The organism is Halorubrum californiense DSM 19288 (assembly GCF_000336875.1).
Classification (GTDB): Archaea; Halobacteriota; Halobacteria; order Halobacteriales; family Haloferacaceae; genus Halorubrum; species Halorubrum californiense.
This window is the reverse complement of sequence record NZ_AOJK01000001.1, coordinates 1-19,342: the sequence shown is the minus strand read 5'-3', so window position 1 is coordinate 19,342 and position 19,342 is coordinate 1. Positions and strand designations below refer to the sequence as shown.

Sequence of the window (19,342 nt, the reverse complement as noted above, 5' to 3'; positions counted from 1 at the left end):
CCCCACGGCTAAAGCCGTGGGCTCTCTCCTTGCTTATCTGTAGACACACCGGCAAATCGAACCGCACTATTCAAACGAGTTTATACCCAGTATGATTAAGACATATCGCACCCAATCATATCCAAAATGAGAGCACAGGATCTACCTTCAGAGGCGCCGGGACACTATCGGGAGTCGCATCCCCATCCGTACTATATCCCAGAGAAGCTACCTGTCTCCTCTCCAATTGAGATCGATGACGAGCTCACGGCAAAGATAGCCGACGCAACATTTCAACTCGGACGTATCGATGGGATAAGTCCAACAGTCGATTTCTCGCCGGTGTTGTACACATCGCTTCTCAGGCTCGAAGCAGTCGAGACCGCAGAAATCGAAGGCGCAGATGTCGAAATGGACGAGGTATACGCGTACCACACGCGAAGCGAGTCCAGCGAGACTGTAAGCGTGAGCCGTGATTTACAAGAGGTTCTCAACGCAGAACAAGCGCTCAGAGACGGTTTTGACGCGATTAAGGGCGGAGGATCGATTTCGCTATCACTGCTCAAATCGCTTCACGAAACACTTCTTAGTGGAGTTCGAAATGAGGGTGACAGAGTTGGAGCGTGGCGAGATACCGACGTTCATATTCCGTCACCACATCGAAGCCAGTCTCCATTTGTTCCGCCACCAGCAGGCGCAGTTTCAGAATTAATGGACTCTCTGGAGGCGTATATTCAGATGGGTGGTGAGTATCATCCGTTAGTCGACTTGGCGGTCACACACTATCAATTCGAGACGATCCACCCCTGTTCAGATGGCAACGGCCGACTTGGACGACTCCTGATCGTGTTACAACTTCATGAGGCCGGCTATCTGTCGGAGCCGTACCTCTATCCGAGTGCCTACTTCAATCGTAACAAGCAGGAGTACGTTGAACGGATGCGAGCAGTCAGTGAGGCGGGCAACTGGCGTGACTGGATTGCGTTCTTTATTGAGGGCATCAAAGAGCAGGCCCGCGATTCCTACGAGCGGACATTCAATTTGATCGAACTACGCCGAGAGTACGAAACACAATATCCAGGGCAAAAGACGAGTCACAAGCTTGCCAGATCCCTATTCGAGCTACCATACTTTACAGCGAACAATGTCACAGAACGGTTCGATGTGAGCCGACAGACAGCCTACAACGCAATCGAAGAGCTCGAAGCAGGCGGAGTGGTTGTCGAAGTGACGGGACAACAGCGGAATCGGGAATACAAGGCGGTTGATATCTTCGATATTCTGGAACGCCCACAGCAGTCGGATTCCTCCCACGGCTGAAGCCATGGGCTTCCTCCTTGTTACTCTGTGATAGAGAGACGAGCGCATACCCCCGTCTTCAGGCGGGGGGTCGAGCGACACTTGGTCCGTTTGTCCCGATAGATTGAGACTCGCGGCCCCTATCCACACGGACGCTACGGATTCGGTGAGATGCCGTCCCCGAACCACAAGGGGTGGCGAACCAGCGGTGGTTCGCACGGCGATGACATGGAATCCGATGGGGCCTCATCGGCCGGGCCACAGCCCTGCGAGGGAGACAAACGAGAGTTCCCCCGGTGTGTCGCCGGTTCCCTCTGAGTGCGGGTTGGAAGCAAAAGGCATCGACTGCTCGAATCCGATGGGCGGATTCCTCCGGGTTCACGCGGGGGAGGAGGTCAATAAGTGAAATGAAGGCTCGTAGGTCGACCCTGAATGGCTTCAGGAGTCGTGGGTAATGTATTCTGCTTCCCAGTCTGCGCGAGCCTGAATTTCTCTTTCGCCGCGTCGAGTTGCCGCGTACTCGTTAGTCCGACGATCCCGCTGGCTCTTCTCGACAAGCCCCTTCTCGACAAGCGTGTCGAGGTTCGGATAGAGGCGACCGTGGTGGATCTCTTTTTCATAATACTCCTCAAGTTCATCTTTAACTGCGAGCCCATGTGGATCATCAAGCCCGGCAACGACGTACAGTAGGTCTCGCTGAAACCCGGTAAGATCGTACATGCGTCACTGTCCGGATGCGAGATTTGAAACCCTGTGGTTTGCGAACTACCCTACCCTACTCGCTCATGGCTGACGCCGTTCGCTCCTTGAGGGTGGGGGCTTAGCGGCTATATTCAGATGACTTACATGTTCGTTGATGTACGCGGGACACAGAACGGTGAGCCACCTTCAGGAGAGAGCACATGAAATTCGAACTGCGGTGGGGGAATGCGGCTCAAAGGAGGGCCGAAGCGACAGGGGGCAAGTGGCCGATGGGACCGAGCGGGGGAGGTCGGTCCCACCAAGACAGGGATTTGGAAGGGAGCTACCAAGCAGCCGGATATTATTGCAACCGCCTCCGGTCGGCGGCTACGTCTCTGTTGTGGCGGGAGTATGAAGAAGGGTGTATCACTGTCTCAGTATGAGAAACACGAGAGTGTCTTCCACGGGTACGACTACTCTGGTAGAGCAATTCCGGACACCTCAAAAATATCTTAGATAGGCATCTAAGACTACCACCTAAGATATCACGCGAAGCTTTGAGAGAAAGATACAGAACAAACCTCGTGTCGGGAGTATTAAGTGACGTGCGTTTAACTCCCCGCCGGATGGTTCCCGAGCCGGTGGTTGATACCCACGAAGTGTACTCGTTGCTTGACGACGAGTACGCCAGACGAATCCTCATCGAAACGTATGAGGAAACGCGTTCGGCGAGTGCCCTCTGTGAGGCTTGTGACGCATCGGAAGCAACGGTCTATCGCCGACTGGAACGGCTCCAACAGCAGGACCTTGTTGAGAGCGTCCAAGAGATTGACCCCAACGAGGGCCCTCAAGAAGTGTATGCGGCTCGCCTCGATCACGTCTCGATCGATCTGACCGGGGCTGGATTCAAGATTGACGTTGAATACGTCGACGAAACAGCCGCTGATCGACTGACCAGACTGTACGAGGAACTCTCCGGATGATGGTACGCGCTCACTCCATAGCACAATTCGCCGGGGGTAAACAGGTAGGACTCCTGTTCCAAGTGGAGGCTGTTGGGGACAATATTGCGTTAGCAGCGGTCACGATTACCGCGTTCTTCCTCTCTGTTGTCCTCGCGGCGTTCGTCACGTACCGCTTCGCGCGCGGCTATCTGCGGACGCGTCGTCGCCCGCTATTGTACCTCACGGTAGGACTGCTGTTGTTGGCCCCGCTCCCGATGTTCCTCCGGTTGGTGTTCGGTAACATCGAATCGGTGACGGGGACCGAGCGGCGGATTCTGGTGACTGCGAGCAAGTTCTGTGGGCTGCTCGTCATCCTCGGGGTGGTGTATCGATGACGTTGTCCGTGATCGCGACGGCAGGGGGCGTTGCGACCGCCTGTCTCGGAGCGTACGTCGGGTATCTAGCGTACGACGGTCACCGTCGCAACGAGAGCCGGACGATGCTGTTGCTGGCGGTCGGCGTCGTGTGTATCGCCGTCGTACCGTACGGGATCAGTTACGTCCTAGTACCATTGCTGTCACTCTCAGACGGGGTGACTGTCCTCAGCGTCACGGTAGCTCATTTAGCGGGGCTCGGAGCGTTGGCACGGTCGGTGAACTCATAGCATTGGAGACTCAGAAATTCCCCGTGGAGAAAATGGAGGGGCTACCATCAGTCGGCCTCACCGAATCGGACGAGAACTGCCGTGCGGACCGCGTCCGTGAGAGCGCCGATACCATGCCCGAACCTCCAATCTCATATTTATATTTTTGGGTGCGTTGCCCGAACTGTAGCGCTCGGTTCCTTATACGTGGGTCTCGCCACAAGATTGAGCCGCAACATGAGCGAACCCACTTGGTCCCCAAGTTCACCGATCGACGCGCTTGCGCAATTCATCGGTGTGCCGTTTCAGCGGCAGACGTATCGCAACCTCGCGTACCTCCTGTTAGCGTTCCCGCTCGGGGTCGCGTACTTCACTGTCATCACGACTGGACTCTCGACTGGGCTCAGCCTCGTAGTGACGCTTCTCGGCATCCCGATCATCGTCGGGACACTCGCTGTGACACTCGGTATCGGTTCCTTCGAGGCTCAGTTAGCTGGATGGCTCCTCGACGTCGACGTCAATCGGTCGGTCCCAGACGTCGAGTTGGCGTTCGGTTCAGTTGATGAGATCATCGCGACCACGAACCGGGTCGTCACAACGCCTGCGACGTGGACCGGACTGCTACTCGTCGGGCTGAAGTTCGTGTTCGGCATCGTCGCCTTCACAGCCGTGGTCACGGCGGGTGCGATCTCGGTGNCCCTACTGTCTCTGCCAGTATTTTACGACGCGTCTGGAGTGACCTATACACTCGGGCCGTACGTCGTCGACACGCTGGCCGAGGCAGTCATCGGCGCAGGCTGTGGCGTTGTCCTCCTCCTCGTATCGCTCCACGTTCTCAACGGGCTCGCCCGCTTTGGTGGCTTTCTCACGAACGCATTACTTAGCGGATCTACAACCGCTGTTACGGGTGGTTCCGATGAGTGACGGAGATGCTGAAGCACCCGTTTCGCGCCGAAAAGTCCTTGGTGCGGCCGGCGCAGGGATTGCGAGTGCGCTTGCCGGCTGCGGATCCGTTGTTCAAATCGAACGCGACAGAACGACCGACAAGCAAACTATCGATGTGTCGGCAGATACAATACTCTCCGTGGTCGATGTGACGGACGCGATTGCCTTCACCGCCGAGCAGCGCGATGACATCAAACTCATTACTGAAAAGGAGGCGTTCGGTGGAGTTTCGCTCGATGAATTAAGCGTCGGTGTGGAGAAAACTACAAACCGCGTCGAGATTACTACTGACAAGCCGAACGTTGTTGGAATCGGTGGAGCAAGCGTGTCAGTGGAGCTGTACGTGCCCGAACAGATGGCTGTCGATCGACTCCAGACCACCGACGGGGCGGTGACGGCACAGCGAGTCCCAGACGGCGCTGTACTCCAGAGCCGAGATGGCGCGGTTCAGATTACCGACGCTCAAGGTGAGGTAACCGCGGAGACAAACGACGGGGATATTACCGTCAACGGGACGGGTGGCACGCTCTCAGCGGTAACGCAAGACGGGTCGATACAGGTTCGAGACCCGGCCCGAATCGGAGAGATTAGCACCCAAGACGGGGACATCATGACAGACGTTCCTGCTGTGGCGAAGGACGCTGAGATAGAAACGTCGGACGGCGACTTGCTCCTCCGAATAGGAGAGGCACTCGATACGGTACTCACAGTAGGCACGGCCGACGGTGAGATACTCGTCAGCGACGTGGCTCCTGGGCTACAAATCCAGCGTCAGAGTGACTCCGAACTGGAGGCGGTCGTCGGCGACGGTACCACGCCGCTTCGGGCACATACCTATGACGGAGATGTCATGCTTCGGGCCTGACGAACGTCGAAGCGGTTGGGAGTAACACAAGTCGGGAATATTTTACCCGAAGACAATCCAAATGGTCCGTTAATGGCTCTCAAAGACCCAGTATCGAACGTCTCGACCACCCTCCCGTCTGTTCGACAGGTGCTGTTAGTTCCATTTCAACTCCGGACCTACGGGGTTATACTGTATCTCGCACTCGCGTTTCCGCTTGGAATCGGGTACTTTGTTGGCACCGTCGTCGGACTGTCACTCGGTATCAGCCTGTCGGTGTTCCTGATCGGGCTGCCGATTCTCGCGGCGACAATAGGTGGCATCGTACTCGTCGCCTCCGTTGAGCGAGTGATGGCGCGGCGACTGCTCGGTGCCGACATCCCGTCGCCGGCGTGGGGGCGTTCGGAAGCCTCTCGACTGCGTGATCAAGTACAGACGGTAATTACGAATCCAATTTTGTGGGGGTCGTTTATCTTCGTACTCTCAAAATTAGCTGTCGGCACCGCCGCGTTCACAATTATTGTGTTCGTCTTTTCACTCGGACTGTCGCTGCTCGGAGCACCGCTGTACTACGATATGCCCGGTGCCTCGGTCGGACTCTTCTTGCCTGACCCGATTCAGCGGGAGCTCTCGCTCGTCGTCCCGTGGGAACAGTTTGAGGTCGGGATCTCGTTCATCGTCCGTCTCACATCGTGGGAAGTCTCGACGCTTCCCGGAGCGCTGCTGCTGTCGGTACTCGGGGCGTTTGTTCTGCTGCTCGGGCTGAACATCCTGACCGCAGGGGGGTGGATCTGCGCACGCTGGGCGGAATTAACGCTCAATCCAGGGAAGGTAGAGGAGTAGCGAACAGAGGCGGCCACGGCGACGTTTCAATTGGCAATAGTTTTTGTATACCGAGCGAACATATTACTTAAATTGGTTTCACGTCAATGAGCAACGCCTCACAACAGTACCGGATCGGTGTCGTCGGAGACGCTGCGGTCGGGGGCCCCCTCCGTTCGGTCGACTCCGGCGCCTTCTCGGTAGAGGTGGTGTCGCTGGCGCCATCCGCCGACACCGCCCGGTTTTCCGATGTCGACTCCGTCGTTGTTCAGCAGGACCTCGCGTCAACGTCGTGGGAATCGGTTATCGACCGGCTCGCGGATGAGGTATCGCCACTTCCCATCGTTGCGATTACCACAGAGTCGGGCGCGGTCGAGACAGCGATCCGGGCCGGTGCGACGGCCTATATCCCGCAGACACTCGTTTCGACGAGCCCGAGAGTGGCGGCTGAGCGGCTGAAAACGATCGTTGACCGGAAACGATCGCGTGAGCGCAGAACATCGAACGGCGAGTTGACGGCACCAGGGCAGAGGCGGACCGAGCGTCGCAGTCGGGACCACGAACAGATATTCAACGGCGTGAACGACGCTATCGTCGTGTTCGACCCGGAAAGTCGTGAGATCGCAGACGTCAACGAGTCCTATCACGAGCTACTCGGGTACGACAACATCAGCACGATTCGCGACCTCGGTATCGACGGCCTCAGCATCTCATCAGAGGGATACACCGCAGAGCGCGGCTGGCGTCTCATCGAAGAGGTCGCTGAGACCGGCGACTCACAAACTGTCGAGTGGCGCGGTCAAACCCAGAGTGGAGAGAAACTCTGGCTGGAAGCGACGTTAGCGCCAGCAACAATTGGTGGTGAATCCCGGGTGCTATCTATTCAACGGGATGTTACACAGCAAAAACGACGCAAACGGGAGTACGAACAGATATTCAACGGGGTAAATGACGCAATCGCCGTTCATGACTCGAAGACTGGAGAGCTGCTGAGAGTCAATGAGACATTGTGTTCAATAACAGGCTACGACCGCGAGACGCTCTTAGAGCGAGGTGCGGAGGGAATAACGGTCGCGACCGAGTCGTTTACTCCCGATCGGATACCGCGGATTATCGAGCGAGTAGCAGACGGGGAAGACGTCGAATCGTATGAACAGGCGATAAAGACGGCAGATGGGGAGCGTCGGTGGCTAGAAGTTAATCCGACCAGCGCGGTTATCGACGGTGAGGATCGGTTCCTTGCGATCTCACGAGATATCACAGAACGGCGGAGGCGGCAACGGCGTCTTGAGGCCGAGCGAGACCGGCGCTCCGTTCTCTTCGAGAACACGCCAGACCCGATCATGGCTGTCGAGTTTATTAATAAAGAGCCGTACATCACCGAGGTTAACTCGGCGTTTGAAGCCACTTTCGGCGTCAACGACGAGACAGCGGCCGACCGACCGATAGCAGACGTCGTCGTCCCCAATTCTGAACGAGAAGGATATGAGGCGATCCGCCAGCAGGTTATCAACGGCGATCCCGTTGAAACGGAGGTCCGACGAGAATCAGCCGACGAGATCCGAGACTTCCTGCTTCGCGTATTGCCGTTTGAGGTCGACGGTCGACGGCACGCGTACGTCTGGTACACCGATATTACGGAACGAAAGCGTCGGGAACAGACCATCGAGGAGGAACGAAAAAAATACTCGACGCTAGTTGAGCAGAGCACTGACGGCGTGGTCGTCGTCAGAGACGGCGAATACGTCTTCGTCAACGAGCAGTTCGCGGCAATGACAGGCAGAGAGGAGTCACAGTTGCTCGGACTACCGTTTCAGCGGGTTTTCACCGAAGAGTACCGTGATATGGTCACAAAACGATACCACCGACGGGTAGCGGGAGAGGCACCACCGAACAAGTACGACCTCGAAGTCGAGCAACCCGACGGGACACGGCTCACTTTAGAAACGTCGGTGTCGCGTATTCAACATGAGGGTGCGCCAGCAACTCTGGCGACGCTTCGGGACGTAACCGAGCGCCGTCAACGTGAACGAGCAGTCGAGCAGCTTCAGGCAGCCACTGAACGCCTCCAAAGCGCAGAAGCGGCGGACAATGTGTACGAAATTGCTGTTGAGACAGCCAGTGACGTACTCGACTTACCGATGGCTGCGTGTTGGCGTCTTGACGACGATCAGCAACGATTGGAATATGTTGTTGGGACTGAACCCGTCGAAGAGATGCCGATCGGTGCGGTCTCATTTATGCCCGGTGACCACGAGTACCAACTCTTTGAGCAGGGGGAGGCAACGACGTATAATCCCAGCCGACATCGCGACCACAACCCGCTGACAGCCGCAGTCCTCGTCCCACTGGGCAACCAAGGGCTGCTGGCAGCGGGTCACAAACACCGAGACGAGTATGCGTCGTACTTTGTGGACATTATGCAGGTACTGGCTGGCCATGTCGCCGGTGCGCTCGAGCGCGTCGCTAACTCCCGGCAACTTCGAGAAAACCAGCGCCGACTCGAGGCCATCGTTGACCGTATCGATGAAACCATTTTCCTCGCACCGGCCACTGAACTGACGAAACCGGAGCCGGCCCCCGACTTCGTCAGCTCCGGCTATGACCAGATATGGGGGCGTTCGCTCGACGAAATCCAAACGACGAATGAGGAGGGGTTTTTCGAGACTCTTCACCCCGACGACTATGAGGACTACATGACTTTCATCGAGCGAGTAAGAGACGCCGTCGCGCGCGGCGACGCGGACCAGCGGTACACGACAGAGTTCCGTATAGAACGGCCCGGCGGAGAGAGACGGTGGGTCCGCTCAGACTTCTATCCGACCGAGTGGGAGGGTGGGCCTCCACGAGTCGTCATCGTGAGCCGCGACGTCACACACCAGAAAGAACGGGAGCGGTCATTGGAGTCGTTCCACGATGCGACAGCGGAACTGACTACAGCCGAAACTGTGACCGAGGCTGCTACCGTTGCCGTCGAGGCCGCGGCAGCGGTGTTCGATATGTCGACAACCGCTGTGTACCACTACGGATCGGCGGCCGGAAAGCTCGAGCCGGTGGCAACAGGCCCCAAGGGGCCGCCGCCGAGCGAGTTAGATCCGGTGACAGCCGCCGATACCGCAGTCTGGGAGGTGTTCGTCGACGAAACTATACAGCAAGTGGAAACTGAGGCGGCATCGGTGCTTGACATCGAGAGTGACGAGACCGTGTTGTTGGTTCCGCTGGGTGGGAATGGCATCCTCGCTGTGTGGAGGTCCGATGAAGAGTTTGATACGGACGCCGCGAGCATTGTTGCCGCGACACTCGAGGCCGCACTGAATCGGCTTCACGGAGAGCGCAAACTGGCAGACAGACGTGAGGAGTTGGCGAAACAGACGGCACGTGCCGAACGCTTAGAATCCATCACAGAAGTAACGAGCCGTGTCGAGGCCGCAATTACGACTCAGTCCTCTCAAGAGGGCATTCAGGAGGCCGTCTGTGAAGAGTTAGTGGAGACAGGCCCGTTTGCCGCTGCTTGGGTCGCTACGGCCGAGATAGGAACTGACCGACTGACGCCTCAAGCGGTCGTCGGCACGACGCGCGAACACGTGGAAAAAGCCCTCCGGGGCGACCGTGATCGATCGGATCCCCACCCGGCGAGAGACGCGTGGCAACAGAGCGAGCCGCGCGTCGTGACCGATCCCGCTGCGGGGGGTCGCCGGAGCGACTGGCGGCGTGACCTGTTGCGTGCGGGATCGGGCGCGGTCTGCGCGGTGCCGCTCGCGTACGACGGTATCACCTATGGGGTGATGACTGTCATCGCCGACGAGACCGACGCGTTCGGCGACCGGGAGGGGGAGATTCTCTCACAACTGGGAACCTCGATCGGGTACGCGATCACCGCTATCGAACGGCGCCGGGCGTTGGAGTCAGACGACACGCTGGAACTGGAGTTCCAGGGGAGCGATACGGACCTCCCGTTCGCTCGGCTCGCCCGGGAGTTAGAGTGTCCGGTCCGGCTCGAACGGACGGTCCGGCGGCAAAACGAGTCGATCAGCGTCTACTACACGCTCGAGTCGGATCCGCCGTCGAATATCGCGGAGCGGGCCGACGAGCTACTCCCCGGAACGGTCTCTGTCGTGTCGCGTGGCGGTGGGCAGACCGTCCTCGAACGTCGCGGCTCGTCGTGGTTCGGGTCCCAGATACCGGAGTACGGGGGCGTCGTTCGTCACAGCCGAGCGACGCCGGAGACCGTCAAACTGATCGTCGAACTTCCGCGAGAAGCAGACATTCGAACGATCGTCAATCGCATTACAGACTCGTTCCCGTCGTTCGAACTCACTGCCCAACGCCAGCATCGCCAGGCCGATCGCACCCCCGGAGGGATCCGAAGCCGGCTCGAAGAGCGATTGAGCGAGCGGCAGTATGAGGCGCTCGAGACGGGTCACGCGATGGGGTATTTCAACTGGCCTCGCGACAGCAGCGGGGAGGCTGTGGCGGACGCGCTCGGAATCACGCAGCCGACAGTGAACAAGCACATCCGCCTCGGCGAGCGTAAGGNATTTCAACTGGCCTCGCGACAGCAGCGGGGAGGCTGTGGCGGACGCGCTCGGAATCACGCAGCCGACAGTGAACAAGCACATCCGCCTCGGCGAGCGTAAGGTGTTCGACCTGCTGTTTGGCGACACAGAGTCAGCGTAAGTGGCTCGCGTGGTCGCTTCGAGCGGGCTCGTCTCGACCCGAGCGAAGGTCAGCCGATGTCCCGATCGGAAGTATAGAGGTAGCCGGCGAAGCCGTCCTCACTCAGGTCGAACGAGACGGTGGAAACCACGAGATGGAATTCTTTTCGGTGGTTACCGTCCGAGGCTATCCGTAGCCGATCGTCCACGAGGCCGGCGTCGGTTAAGCGGTTGAGGCGCCGGTATACGGTCGGACGAGACATACCGCAGTCCTCAGCCAGCGCCCGCGCGGGCTTCGGCTCCTCCTCAAGTGACGTGAGAATGTCGCAAGTGTACTCGTCTCCGAACAGTGCGAGTAGCTCTTCCGCCGGGGTTTCCGAGCTGCCGTTCGCGCCGGTGCCGAGAGTGTCTGCCCGTTCATCCGGATTGTCCAGTGCGGGGTGCGCCGTCATAAGACACGAGAACGACGTCGCTTCACCCAAGCGTACTGGCAGTCTGAACTGATTGGGACGGAGTGACAGGGCTATTCATATTACCTTCAGCCTCTCACTGACAGAAACAGTTGTCTCCGGTTTAGGGAGGCCGCCGTCCATCGACCGGTATATGCTGTCGTCCAGTCGGTCTGCGTGCCGTACCGGTCCGAATGATCGGACGCTTCGATCCCAGTGTGACCGGCAATGAAGACCGGAGAGAAACGATCGGCACGAACGCAGCCCGTCGTCACGCCGCGGTACGACGTAACTGTCTCTGGGACACACCCCACTCCAGAGCATGAGATCCTGATAGCCGACACCGGCCTCGCGGCGCTCGTCACGGCGGGACTGCTGGACAGAGCCGGGTTCGATCCGCTACTCGCCTCATCGCCGATCGACCGGTCACCGCCGCGCGTCACCGTCATTTGGGAGCCCGGGTTGCGCATCCTCGAACGGTTGGGGCTCCGGGCGTCGGTGGAGCGGCGAGGCACGCGGGTGACGGAACTCGAACGGGCCGGCAGCGAGAAGTCATGGGAGGCGGACGCGTCGAGCGAGATCGCACTGGTTGCCGTCGGCCGAGACCAGCTACAGGCCCTCCTCGATCAGGCTGTCCGGAGCCGTACTCGAGTAACCGATCGGGTCGTGACGGAGTTCGAGTCGGCCACATCGGGAGTCCGGGCGACTTTCGATCACGAAGGGACGGAGTCGTTCGACGTCGCGGTGACGGCGGATCGGTCCCTCAGCGCCGACCACGCACCAGAACCCGACGGGCGGGTCCATACGTGGGAATGTTACGAGTTCGAAAGGAGGGCGAAAGCGACCGAGTCGTGGGGCGCCTCGGCAGCCGCGTTCGCAATTCCGACCGGTGATAGTACCTCCCTACGCCTAGTTACGACGGCAGAAACCCCTGCTCGTGCGGCCGTATCGGCCGACGACGTCGCCGATCGATTCAGCCACCTCGATCCGTCGACCGCTGATCTCAAACGGGCGCTCAGAGATAGCGGATTCGAGTACCGACGGGTACGGCTCGCCGCGCCGGCATTCGTAGCGACCGGCCGGATCGGGCTCGTCGGGCCGGCCGCCCGGCCGGCCCTCCCCGGAACGCATCTCGGGCCCAGCACGGACATCGAAACGGCCTGGGCGCTCGCGACGTCGATCGCGAACGCGTCCGGTATGAAGGAGGCGCTTTCGGCGTACGAGCGGTGTCGGCGTGAGCTCTCGGCCAGGTTCCGGGCCCAGTTCGACGACCAACGTATGTCCGATCGGATGTTGTCCCCGGAGTTCCGACTCTTGTTTTCCGCTCGGCGACTCGCGTTCAGTCAGGTGACCGGAGATCTCCCGTTCAATTAACTACGCCATCGACGCGTATCGTTGTGAGCGTTTCTCACAACTATCTGAATAGCCCTGTCCGGCGGTCACCGGTAGTACACGTAGCCAGCAGGGATAGGGGAGAGAGCGACAAGGGTGTGATACGATGGCGACGAGTGCAGACGTGGTTACTGAACCGTTACCGGATAGTGACAGTCCGTCCGAGAGAGATTCCGTCAGGTGTCGGAAGACCGGTTCCGCCCCGAGGCTGCTCGAACTGTTAGACAACGAATACACGCGGAATATACTGAAAGCGCTCTGTCGGGGGCCCCAGCGTGGACGAGACCTCATAGACACGTGCGAGGCGTCGCGGGCGACGATCTACCGTCGGCTTGACTGCCTCGAGGCGGCCGGACTCATCGCGACCGGGGCATACGTCGACCCCGACGGACATCACTGTGAAACGTACCGATTGCGGCTGGACCGACTTCGAGTGTCGGTCGAGTCGGGCACGGTGTCGGTCACGGTGCGGTCGACGACCGAGGACGACGGTACCCACAGCGACCAATGACGAAGACAGACGCGGTCTCTGGCTCAGAAGCCCTGGATCGGTTTTTATGCGAATCGTGGCCGTCACGAGTACCCAAGCCGATGATGAGCGACCACCCGAGACGTGAGCATGAATAGTGCGCTACCGCGACAGCCGCCGGTCGACCACGCACCGCAAGAGCGGGTGCGACTCTCCGTCACTGGCGACGAGTTCGCAACAATCTGTGAGTTGCTATCCTCGACGACGGCACGGCAGATCGTCGCCGCACTCAAGCAAGGGCCCAAACCGGCCTCGGAGATCGCTACGGCGGTCGGGACATCGCTCCAGAACACGAGCTATCACCTCGATCGCCTTGTCGAAGGGGATCTCGTCGAGCCCACCGAAACGTGGTACTCGGAGAAGGGCCGAGAAATGACCGTCTACGCGCTCAGAACCCACGAACTCGTGATTCGATTCTGAGACGAGGAAGCGCTCAGTTCGTCCCGCTCGGCCGTAGTTTGAGGCGACCGTCGATCGCCAACTCGCTCCTCACTCATAGGTACTCTATCCACGGGAGTCGACCGGTGTCGCCTCCGTCGACGACCGCGGACTGATAGGTACGTCAATCTCGGTGGCCGGCCGGACAGTCGGGCCGATGTCAGCGCCGACCTCGGCGACATCGTCCAAGACTTCGTCGCTTCATATCGTTCGTTAATTCCGTTGCCGAAAACTCGTCCTCATTCGGATTCTCCTCTGTAAGCAGCGCGAGAGAATAGAGGCTGAAATTGACCTAGGTCGTCGACCCGCGTAGTATCTCTTCGAAGCGATCAAATTCGGCCCACTCTTGGGCATCGCGAACGTGCCACGCGGAGACATCATCTGGAGAGTGATCTCTGTTACGCTGTCCTTTTCTTCAGATTTCGTATGATAGTTCTATTACGATGGGGAGTACAGCCACAGAGGTCAGCGAAGGCACACACGTCCCCAGTTGTGAACCTCACAAGTTCCCACAGCGGGTCGAGTTGGAACCCGGAGTTCGACCGCGGATTCCTCGGTGCCGAACTCCAGAACTACTTTGAATTGTTGGCGACATCGTCATATGCTGCCTCCAAGTCGAGATCCCGAGGCGTGGAGAGTTCTGGGCCTCATCTGTCAGTGATGATCTGAGGGGCGAGATCAAGATACTGGCCCAAGCACTTTGACTGACCGTACTGTTTGAACCAACTGTGATTAACACCGGGCTTATGTTTGGAATTCGTGTTGCTGTCCCGGTCATCGCTGGGGTCTGGAGCCTCGTGGTAGGGCTGTTTGCTTTTCGCCGTCTCGGCGACCCTGAAAGCGCGGTATATGCTGATCTTGGAAACCCATTCGCGATAACCGTCTTTCTATTCGGTAGCTGGATGCTGCTGTATGGTGTGAGTCCACTGCTCAGCGCAACTAACAGCCAAGTGGCCACCTCGATACGGCTCGTGGGAATCCCCGTCTCATTGTTTATGATCATGCTGCCGTGGACTGTATTCGCATTCAGATACGTTGGCCGCGGCCGCTTGGTGACTCGAAATCGAGTTGGCCTCGCCACTGTCCTGTTACTCATATACACAGTAGTTGAGGCGTCTGTATCACTCGATCTGTTCGGGCTTGGACAGCAGCAAACCCAGTCGCTCCGGGCCGTCACGTCAGTAATCGCGCTCGCGGCGCTTGCCGTCGTGTTTACCGTTAGCTTAGCTATCATCTCTTCAACAAGCCGGCATAATCGTCTTTCGGTGAGTCATGGGATCGTCGCTATTCTTCCGATTATCACACTGGCCACAGCGGGGCAGGTCACCAACGTGTCGACTCCGGTGTTCAAGGGCATTGTCGGGGCTGGATCGTCTATCATCGTTGCGGGGGCACTGTGGCTAGGCATCACTCGATACGATCTCCTCTCCGACCGCCCCGGAACTGGCACTCTTGGCGAACGAGCGGCGGTCGCGGTGATGGATGAAGCGGTATTCGTCGTTGATCGACAGGGCCGAATCGCCCGTGCGAATACAGCCGCACGAGACGTGTTCTCTGTGGATGGTTCGGATGACCTGCGTCATATTCTTGGGTTAGATGTGAGCGAGCTTGTTGACCGCGAAACAGTTGAGTTTCAGACTGAACGAGGGCAGCGACAGTTTGACCCACGAGTCACGGAGTTGCGCAACGACCACGATGAACGCATTGGCTACACACTCGCGCTGTTCGACGTGACTGACCGAGAGATCCGTCGACAACGGTTACAAGTTCTCAACCGGATCCTCCGACATAACCTCCGGAGTCGGCTCGATGTCATCCGTGCCCACGCGGAGCAAACATCGAATGCCCCTATCATCGAAAACGCCGATCGGCTCAGCCAGTTGAGTACCGAGGCACGTCGCATAGAGACACTCATGAAACGGACTGACACTACTGGATCGACAGTACATCTCCCAACTGTCGTTAACGAAGTGGTCACAGCCATAGCCACGAACAACCCCTCAGCCGACGCTCACGCCGAGGTTCCTGATGTCACGCTTGACGCAGATCGAGAACTCTGCCAGTACGCTATAGAACAACTGGTCGAAAACGCTGTTGTCCACAACAATGGACCGACAGCGCACGTAGAGATTAGTGGATCTGTGGCACCCGCCAGTGTTGAACTGGTTATCGCTGATGACGGTCCCGGCATCCCGGACGTCGAACAAGACGTGATCACCGCCGGTACGGAACACGATCTCGCTCATGGGAGTAGTCTCGGTCTCTGGGGAGCGAACTGGGCGATCCAGACGCTCGGCGGAGATCTTTCATTCGAGCAGAGTCAGCTGGGCGGGGCAGCCGTGTGCGTTAGCTTTCCAAAAACTGAATCAGAATAGTTCTCCAAACACGAATCAGGGAGGATTCACCGGTACTGCCTCGCCCCGTTTACCTATTCGTTTTCGGAGAATCTGTGAGTGGAAGCATCCCAATGTCCTCAAGAAACCCAACCCAATGTGGATACGTACACGTTTCGTTGACATCCACCCACGCCTGAAGACGCGGGAATCCCACGGCACCGCGCCGCTGAGTTGGGATATTAGGGTTCGCGGTTCACGACCTGTTCTCGTGGGGCGAAAACACCCTCACTACGGTCGAACAGGTGAACCGCTGGCTGTGCCAACCAGCCGTTATCCCTATCACCGCCATCCGTGGCGAGACTCGGGAGTACCTTCTGCCGAATATTCTCCGCACCGTTCGCGTCTGCGTTCGCAACCGTGTCGCACTTTTCACATACGTACAGTCCGCGTTCTACACGCTGGTTATCGTCCGTGTGGCCGCACGCCGAACACGATTTCGACGTGTCACGTTCCGATACTAGCTCAACGTCGATGCCCTCGGCTTCTGCCTTGTAGTCGAGAAGCGTCGTGAACCGATCGAACGCCCACCCGTACAAGTCGAGATTTCCGTGGTCGCCCCAATTCCGAGACTCGCCGTTCTCATCGTCCTCGCGGATGCCGCCAAGGTCGCCAACGACAATCGTTCCAACCTCTCGCTCGACACATTCCTCTACGATTGCTTTCGAGAGAGCGTGCAAGAAGTGCGTCCGGCGACCCCTCCGCTTGTGGTCGAGGCGAGTGACCAGATTCTTGTAGAGTTCTGGGCCTCCGGTCTGGACCTCGTCACCGCGAGTGAAAACGAACGAATCAGCAACAATCTCATCGATCACATCGAGATTTCCGTCTGTCCATGCCTCCTCAAATAGCAGCTGTATTTGCGTTTCGTTTGTCGAGTTAGTCATGGTTGTACAGTGACTACATGAGTGTGATTGGTAGCCACGTTTCCGTCACTGTTTTGATGTCTCACGATACGTCGAACAATATGCCATCTCCGTCCCTCCAGGAGGAACCGCAAACAGGATCCGATGCCACAGCCGATGTGGATCTTGACTGGCTTTCGCTTGAGGACGATGAAGAGATTCGATGGGCGAGCACGCCGCACAAATACAGTCTCGTTCCGGCTCTTGTCGTCGGCATTCCCCTGTCGCTTGTGCTCATCGGGATTCCAATTGTCGCCGCGAGCTACCTCCAATACAAGAACACGAACTACGTCGTCACGAACAAAGGGCTCTACAGCAAGCGTGGTATCCTCTCGCGAGACGTGAAACAGATCGGGTTCGAAAAGGTACAGAACATCTCCTACTCGCAGTCGGCCATCGGTTCGTCGCTCGGATACGGGTCAGTTGAGGTGAGCACAGCCGGCGGGTCTGGCGTTGAGCTACAGTTCCGTAGCATTCCGGATCCGGCGTCGGTCCAAGAGTTGATCTCCAGAGAGATAGATACGCGACAGCGGGGCAGCGCTGACGGCGCGACTGACACCGACGACGTGCTCGACGAAATTCTCGTCGAACTCCGCGCCATCCGCTCCGCGGTCACGGACGATGCCGCCCACGGCGACACTGTATCGTCGACCTCGACCGGCGTGGACGGGGAAACGTCTGTGCCCGAAACATCGCATGAAGATCGATGACTGGTGACTGGTGGTTTCAACACGACGACGAGACCGTCGTGTGGACGGGTAGTCCACGGCTGTCAGCAGCGCTCGGCGGGGGTATGTTCGGCCTTGTAATCGTCGCTGTTGCGCTGCTCGCGGCAGCCACGGTCGATGCTTGGATCGCCGCGGCAGGGTTGTTTGGTGTCGGCGTTGCTGGCTGGGAGTTCCTCCGCGTTACACGGACCAAGTACGTGCTTACCACTCGCGCAATCTGGTCGAAACGCGGTGTGCTCGGTCGATCGGTTCGTCGTGTCGGACTGTCGCAGGTACAGAACACGGCTTATACTCAGCCCGTGACTGGGTCCGCGTTTGGGTACGGCACGGTTACAGTCGAGGTCGCTGGCGGGCCGGATCTCGAACTGCGGCGAATCGACGACCCGCAGACGATTCGTCGGGAAGTCACAGACCGGACTGGGACTGATGACGATGAGTTGCCCGGGACAGTCGAACAGTGGCAGACGGTACTCTCCGTCGTTCGCGATATCAAGGCAGCGATCGAATAGCTTCGCTGACTGGAGTGGACCTTCGTCTCATCTCTCCCGCGAACGTGTCGGATTTCGCCTCGCTAGTGATGTGAAAGCCGAGTCAATCTCGGAAGCCGGAGACGATCGTGCCAAGGACAAAAATCGCGCCGAATCCGATGATATACAACGGCTTGTTGCTACTTTGATGTTTGAGGAACGCGTTTCTGGGAGAATCTGTCGGAACGTATGCCGTTATACTTGCCCCCGGTTCATACGCCTCTAATTTTGCTCTGGCATCTTCTTCGGTCTCGAACTCATGTGTAATGCCACCAGGATACATGTGCGAAGACGTGTAGGTTTCATTTTTGTAGGTGTAGTTGAAGGTTGCTTGGGGGCTGTAGTCGTCAGTCCCACGTCGCTGATCGAGTTGTTCAATTGAAGTGGAGACGATTGTCGCATCGACTGTTTCTGTAGAATCTAATGCTGCCGACTGGGCCGTATAACTGTATCCACCATACCCCATAACGCCGAGTCCAACGATCAACGCAAGTGCGATTTGAAGCGTCCCGGATGGACCATCAAAATCGATTTCCATAGCTCAGATACGAGACTTATTGACAATAAGAAAGCATTTCTGTTTCTCTTTCTGAAACCCTCTGTCTCACACTTTGACCCGAAACTGCTCAATTAACTATCGACATGATTCCCACGCCAAATGCGTGGAGCAGTACTACGACCGGTATACCAACGCGGAAGAGACTACAGCAAAAGCACCCACCGATGGTACCCTCTCAGTTACAAGCATAAATACAAGCGATGTTATGAGGCTGAGTCCGAATATCCCGGAGACGACGGTTTCCACAAGGCGGGTGCCTCGGTATACCAGCGATGGTTTGTTTGTGCCTCTCCCAAGGGGCCCCCCGCTGTAACGAAACTCGACATAGCCGTGAATCAGTAGTACTGTTGCTAGTAGGAGTAGCAATCCAATGAAAACAGCAACGATCACTACGCCGACAGTGAGTATCGATGTTTCACCCCCAATAGCGGTGAGCGCACCAAAGGTGACAAACGGAAGAGCCACGGCCCCAGCAGCTAATGCGATAATGGCCATCGCCGCCTCAACGTAGAGTCCATTTGAAGGGCTGTGTTGAATCGCTGTAAGGCGTAGAGATTCACTGTTTGACGAAGCGTTTGATGTTATAGACGACACACATCAGCGCGATCTCGCG

The 19,342-nt window shown here is 58.0% G+C and carries 18 protein-coding genes and 2 pseudogenes; 15 read left to right on the top strand and 5 right to left on the bottom strand.

The annotated features are described in order from the left end of the window. Nucleotides 1–126 precede the first annotated feature (126 nt). The gene (locus C463_RS00085; protein WP_049905326.1) at nucleotides 127–1,299 is read left to right on the top strand and encodes a Fic family protein; all 1,173 of its coding nucleotides are present in this window, start codon (nucleotides 127–129) and stop codon (nucleotides 1,297–1,299) included. A gap of 417 nt (nucleotides 1,300–1,716) precedes the next feature. Here C463_RS00085 and C463_RS17250 read toward each other — a convergent pair whose 3' ends face one another. After that, a complete protein-coding gene (locus C463_RS17250) occupies nucleotides 1,717–1,998 on the bottom strand; it encodes a helix-turn-helix transcriptional regulator (RefSeq protein WP_008439959.1) in 282 nt (93 codons plus the stop codon). A gap of 587 nt (nucleotides 1,999–2,585) precedes the next feature. On the opposite strand from C463_RS17250, the gene C463_RS00075 reads away from it, so the two are divergent. The 8 genes and pseudogenes from C463_RS00075 (at nucleotide 2,586) to C463_RS20065 (ending at nucleotide 10,834) form a co-directional block, all read left to right on the top strand. Beyond that, entirely contained in the window at nucleotides 2,586–2,942 is a 357-nt protein-coding gene (locus C463_RS00075; protein WP_008439958.1) for an ArsR/SmtB family transcription factor, read from the top strand. A gap of 62 nt (nucleotides 2,943–3,004) precedes the next feature. Next, nucleotides 3,005–3,298, top strand: a complete 294-nt coding sequence (locus C463_RS00070) for a hypothetical protein (RefSeq protein ID WP_239638827.1) — start codon at nucleotides 3,005–3,007, stop codon at nucleotides 3,296–3,298. Next, entirely contained in the window at nucleotides 3,295–3,567 is a 273-nt protein-coding gene (locus C463_RS00065; RefSeq protein ID WP_008439948.1) for a DUF7521 family protein, read from the top strand. The genes C463_RS00070 and C463_RS00065 overlap by 4 nt, the downstream gene beginning before the upstream one ends. 216 nt (nucleotides 3,568–3,783) lie before the next feature. Further along, nucleotides 3,784–4,470, top strand: a complete 687-nt coding sequence (locus C463_RS00060; protein ID WP_193365847.1) for a sensor domain-containing protein — start codon at nucleotides 3,784–3,786, stop codon at nucleotides 4,468–4,470. Then, the gene (locus C463_RS00055) at nucleotides 4,463–5,356 is read left to right on the top strand and encodes a DUF4097 family beta strand repeat-containing protein (protein ID WP_080510740.1); all 894 of its coding nucleotides are present in this window, start codon (nucleotides 4,463–4,465) and stop codon (nucleotides 5,354–5,356) included. The genes C463_RS00060 and C463_RS00055 overlap by 8 nt, the downstream gene beginning before the upstream one ends. A gap of 72 nt (nucleotides 5,357–5,428) precedes the next feature. Beyond that, nucleotides 5,429–6,178: a sensor domain-containing protein gene (locus C463_RS00050; RefSeq protein ID WP_049905324.1), complete on the top strand. Its 750-nt coding sequence runs from the start codon at nucleotides 5,429–5,431 to the stop codon at nucleotides 6,176–6,178. An 86-nt stretch (nucleotides 6,179–6,264) separates the two neighbouring features. Further along, nucleotides 6,265–10,680 (top strand): annotated as a pseudogene (locus tag C463_RS00045) (PAS domain S-box protein); the annotation flags it as partial. 49 nt (nucleotides 10,681–10,729) lie between these two features. Beyond that, nucleotides 10,730–10,834 (top strand): hypothetical protein, encoded by a 105-nt coding sequence (locus C463_RS20065; protein ID WP_394295257.1) that lies wholly within the window; start codon nucleotides 10,730–10,732, stop codon nucleotides 10,832–10,834. Between the two features lie 49 nt (nucleotides 10,835–10,883). Here C463_RS20065 and C463_RS00040 read toward each other — a convergent pair whose 3' ends face one another. After that, entirely contained in the window at nucleotides 10,884–11,264 is a 381-nt protein-coding gene (locus C463_RS00040; RefSeq protein ID WP_008439943.1) for an ArsR/SmtB family transcription factor, read from the bottom strand. 225 nt (nucleotides 11,265–11,489) lie between these two features. Here C463_RS00040 and C463_RS00035 point away from each other — a divergent pair, with 225 nt between their 5' ends. The 4 genes from C463_RS00035 (at nucleotide 11,490) to C463_RS17235 (ending at nucleotide 15,995) form a co-directional block, all read left to right on the top strand. Beyond that, nucleotides 11,490–12,635, top strand: a complete 1,146-nt coding sequence (locus C463_RS00035) for an FAD-dependent oxidoreductase (RefSeq protein WP_008439942.1) — start codon at nucleotides 11,490–11,492, stop codon at nucleotides 12,633–12,635. A 124-nt stretch (nucleotides 12,636–12,759) separates the two neighbouring features. Next, nucleotides 12,760–13,164, top strand: coding sequence for an ArsR family transcriptional regulator (locus C463_RS17245; RefSeq protein WP_080510739.1), 405 nt, complete (start codon nucleotides 12,760–12,762; stop codon nucleotides 13,162–13,164). A gap of 108 nt (nucleotides 13,165–13,272) precedes the next feature. After that, entirely contained in the window at nucleotides 13,273–13,602 is a 330-nt protein-coding gene (locus tag C463_RS00030) for an ArsR/SmtB family transcription factor (protein WP_049905323.1), read from the top strand. A gap of 746 nt (nucleotides 13,603–14,348) precedes the next feature. Then, nucleotides 14,349–15,995, top strand: a complete 1,647-nt coding sequence (locus tag C463_RS17235; RefSeq protein WP_152422342.1) for an ATP-binding protein — start codon at nucleotides 14,349–14,351, stop codon at nucleotides 15,993–15,995. A 200-nt stretch (nucleotides 15,996–16,195) separates the two neighbouring features. Here the strand turns inward: C463_RS17235 and C463_RS00015 are convergent. Further along, a pseudogene (locus C463_RS00015) lies at nucleotides 16,196–16,735 on the bottom strand (RNA-guided endonuclease InsQ/TnpB family protein); the annotation flags it as partial. Between the two features lie 242 nt (nucleotides 16,736–16,977). Between C463_RS00015 and C463_RS00010 the strand changes: the two are divergent. After that, a complete protein-coding gene (locus C463_RS00010; protein WP_008439937.1) occupies nucleotides 16,978–17,625 on the top strand; it encodes a PH domain-containing protein in 648 nt (215 codons plus the stop codon). Next, nucleotides 17,622–18,152: a PH domain-containing protein gene (locus C463_RS00005; RefSeq protein WP_008439935.1), complete on the top strand. Its 531-nt coding sequence runs from the start codon at nucleotides 17,622–17,624 to the stop codon at nucleotides 18,150–18,152. The genes C463_RS00010 and C463_RS00005 overlap by 4 nt, the downstream gene beginning before the upstream one ends. An 82-nt stretch (nucleotides 18,153–18,234) precedes the next feature. Here the strand turns inward: C463_RS00005 and C463_RS17230 are convergent, their stop codons facing one another. Then, nucleotides 18,235–18,708 (bottom strand): DUF3592 domain-containing protein, encoded by a 474-nt coding sequence (locus C463_RS17230; protein WP_080510737.1) that lies wholly within the window; start codon nucleotides 18,706–18,708, stop codon nucleotides 18,235–18,237. 135 nt (nucleotides 18,709–18,843) lie between these two features. Next, nucleotides 18,844–19,224 carry a hypothetical protein gene (locus C463_RS18265; RefSeq protein ID WP_152422341.1) on the bottom strand — a complete coding sequence of 127 codons (381 nt, stop codon included), beginning with the start codon at nucleotides 19,222–19,224 and terminating at the stop codon, nucleotides 18,844–18,846. Nucleotides 19,225–19,342 lie beyond the last annotated feature (118 nt).

Bases quoted from the DNA above. Each gene is read 5' to 3' on its own strand.
- C463_RS00085 (WP_049905326.1), top strand. From the start codon at position 127: ATGAGAGCACAGGATCTACCTTCAGAGGCGCCGGGACACTATCGGGAG.
- C463_RS17250 (WP_008439959.1), bottom strand. From the start codon at position 1,998: ATGTACGATCTTACCGGGTTTCAGCGAGACCTACTGTACGTCGTTGCC.
- C463_RS00075 (WP_008439958.1), top strand. From the start codon at position 2,586: ATGGTTCCCGAGCCGGTGGTTGATACCCACGAAGTGTACTCGTTGCTT.
- C463_RS00065 (WP_008439948.1), top strand. From the start codon at position 3,295: ATGACGTTGTCCGTGATCGCGACGGCAGGGGGCGTTGCGACCGCCTGT.
- C463_RS00055 (WP_080510740.1), top strand. From the start codon at position 4,463: ATGAGTGACGGAGATGCTGAAGCACCCGTTTCGCGCCGAAAAGTCCTT.
- C463_RS00050 (WP_049905324.1), top strand. From the start codon at position 5,429: ATGGCTCTCAAAGACCCAGTATCGAACGTCTCGACCACCCTCCCGTCT.
- C463_RS00040 (WP_008439943.1), bottom strand. From the start codon at position 11,264: ATGACGGCGCACCCCGCACTGGACAATCCGGATGAACGGGCAGACACT.
- C463_RS00035 (WP_008439942.1), top strand. From the start codon at position 11,490: ATGAAGACCGGAGAGAAACGATCGGCACGAACGCAGCCCGTCGTCACG.
- C463_RS17245 (WP_080510739.1), top strand. From the start codon at position 12,760: ATGGCGACGAGTGCAGACGTGGTTACTGAACCGTTACCGGATAGTGAC.
- C463_RS00030 (WP_049905323.1), top strand. From the start codon at position 13,273: ATGAATAGTGCGCTACCGCGACAGCCGCCGGTCGACCACGCACCGCAA.
- C463_RS00010 (WP_008439937.1), top strand. From the start codon at position 16,978: ATGCCATCTCCGTCCCTCCAGGAGGAACCGCAAACAGGATCCGATGCC.
- C463_RS00005 (WP_008439935.1), top strand. From the start codon at position 17,622: ATGACTGGTGACTGGTGGTTTCAACACGACGACGAGACCGTCGTGTGG.
- C463_RS17230 (WP_080510737.1), bottom strand. From the start codon at position 18,708: ATGGAAATCGATTTTGATGGTCCATCCGGGACGCTTCAAATCGCACTT.
- C463_RS18265 (WP_152422341.1), bottom strand. From the start codon at position 19,224: ATGGCCATTATCGCATTAGCTGCTGGGGCCGTGGCTCTTCCGTTTGTC.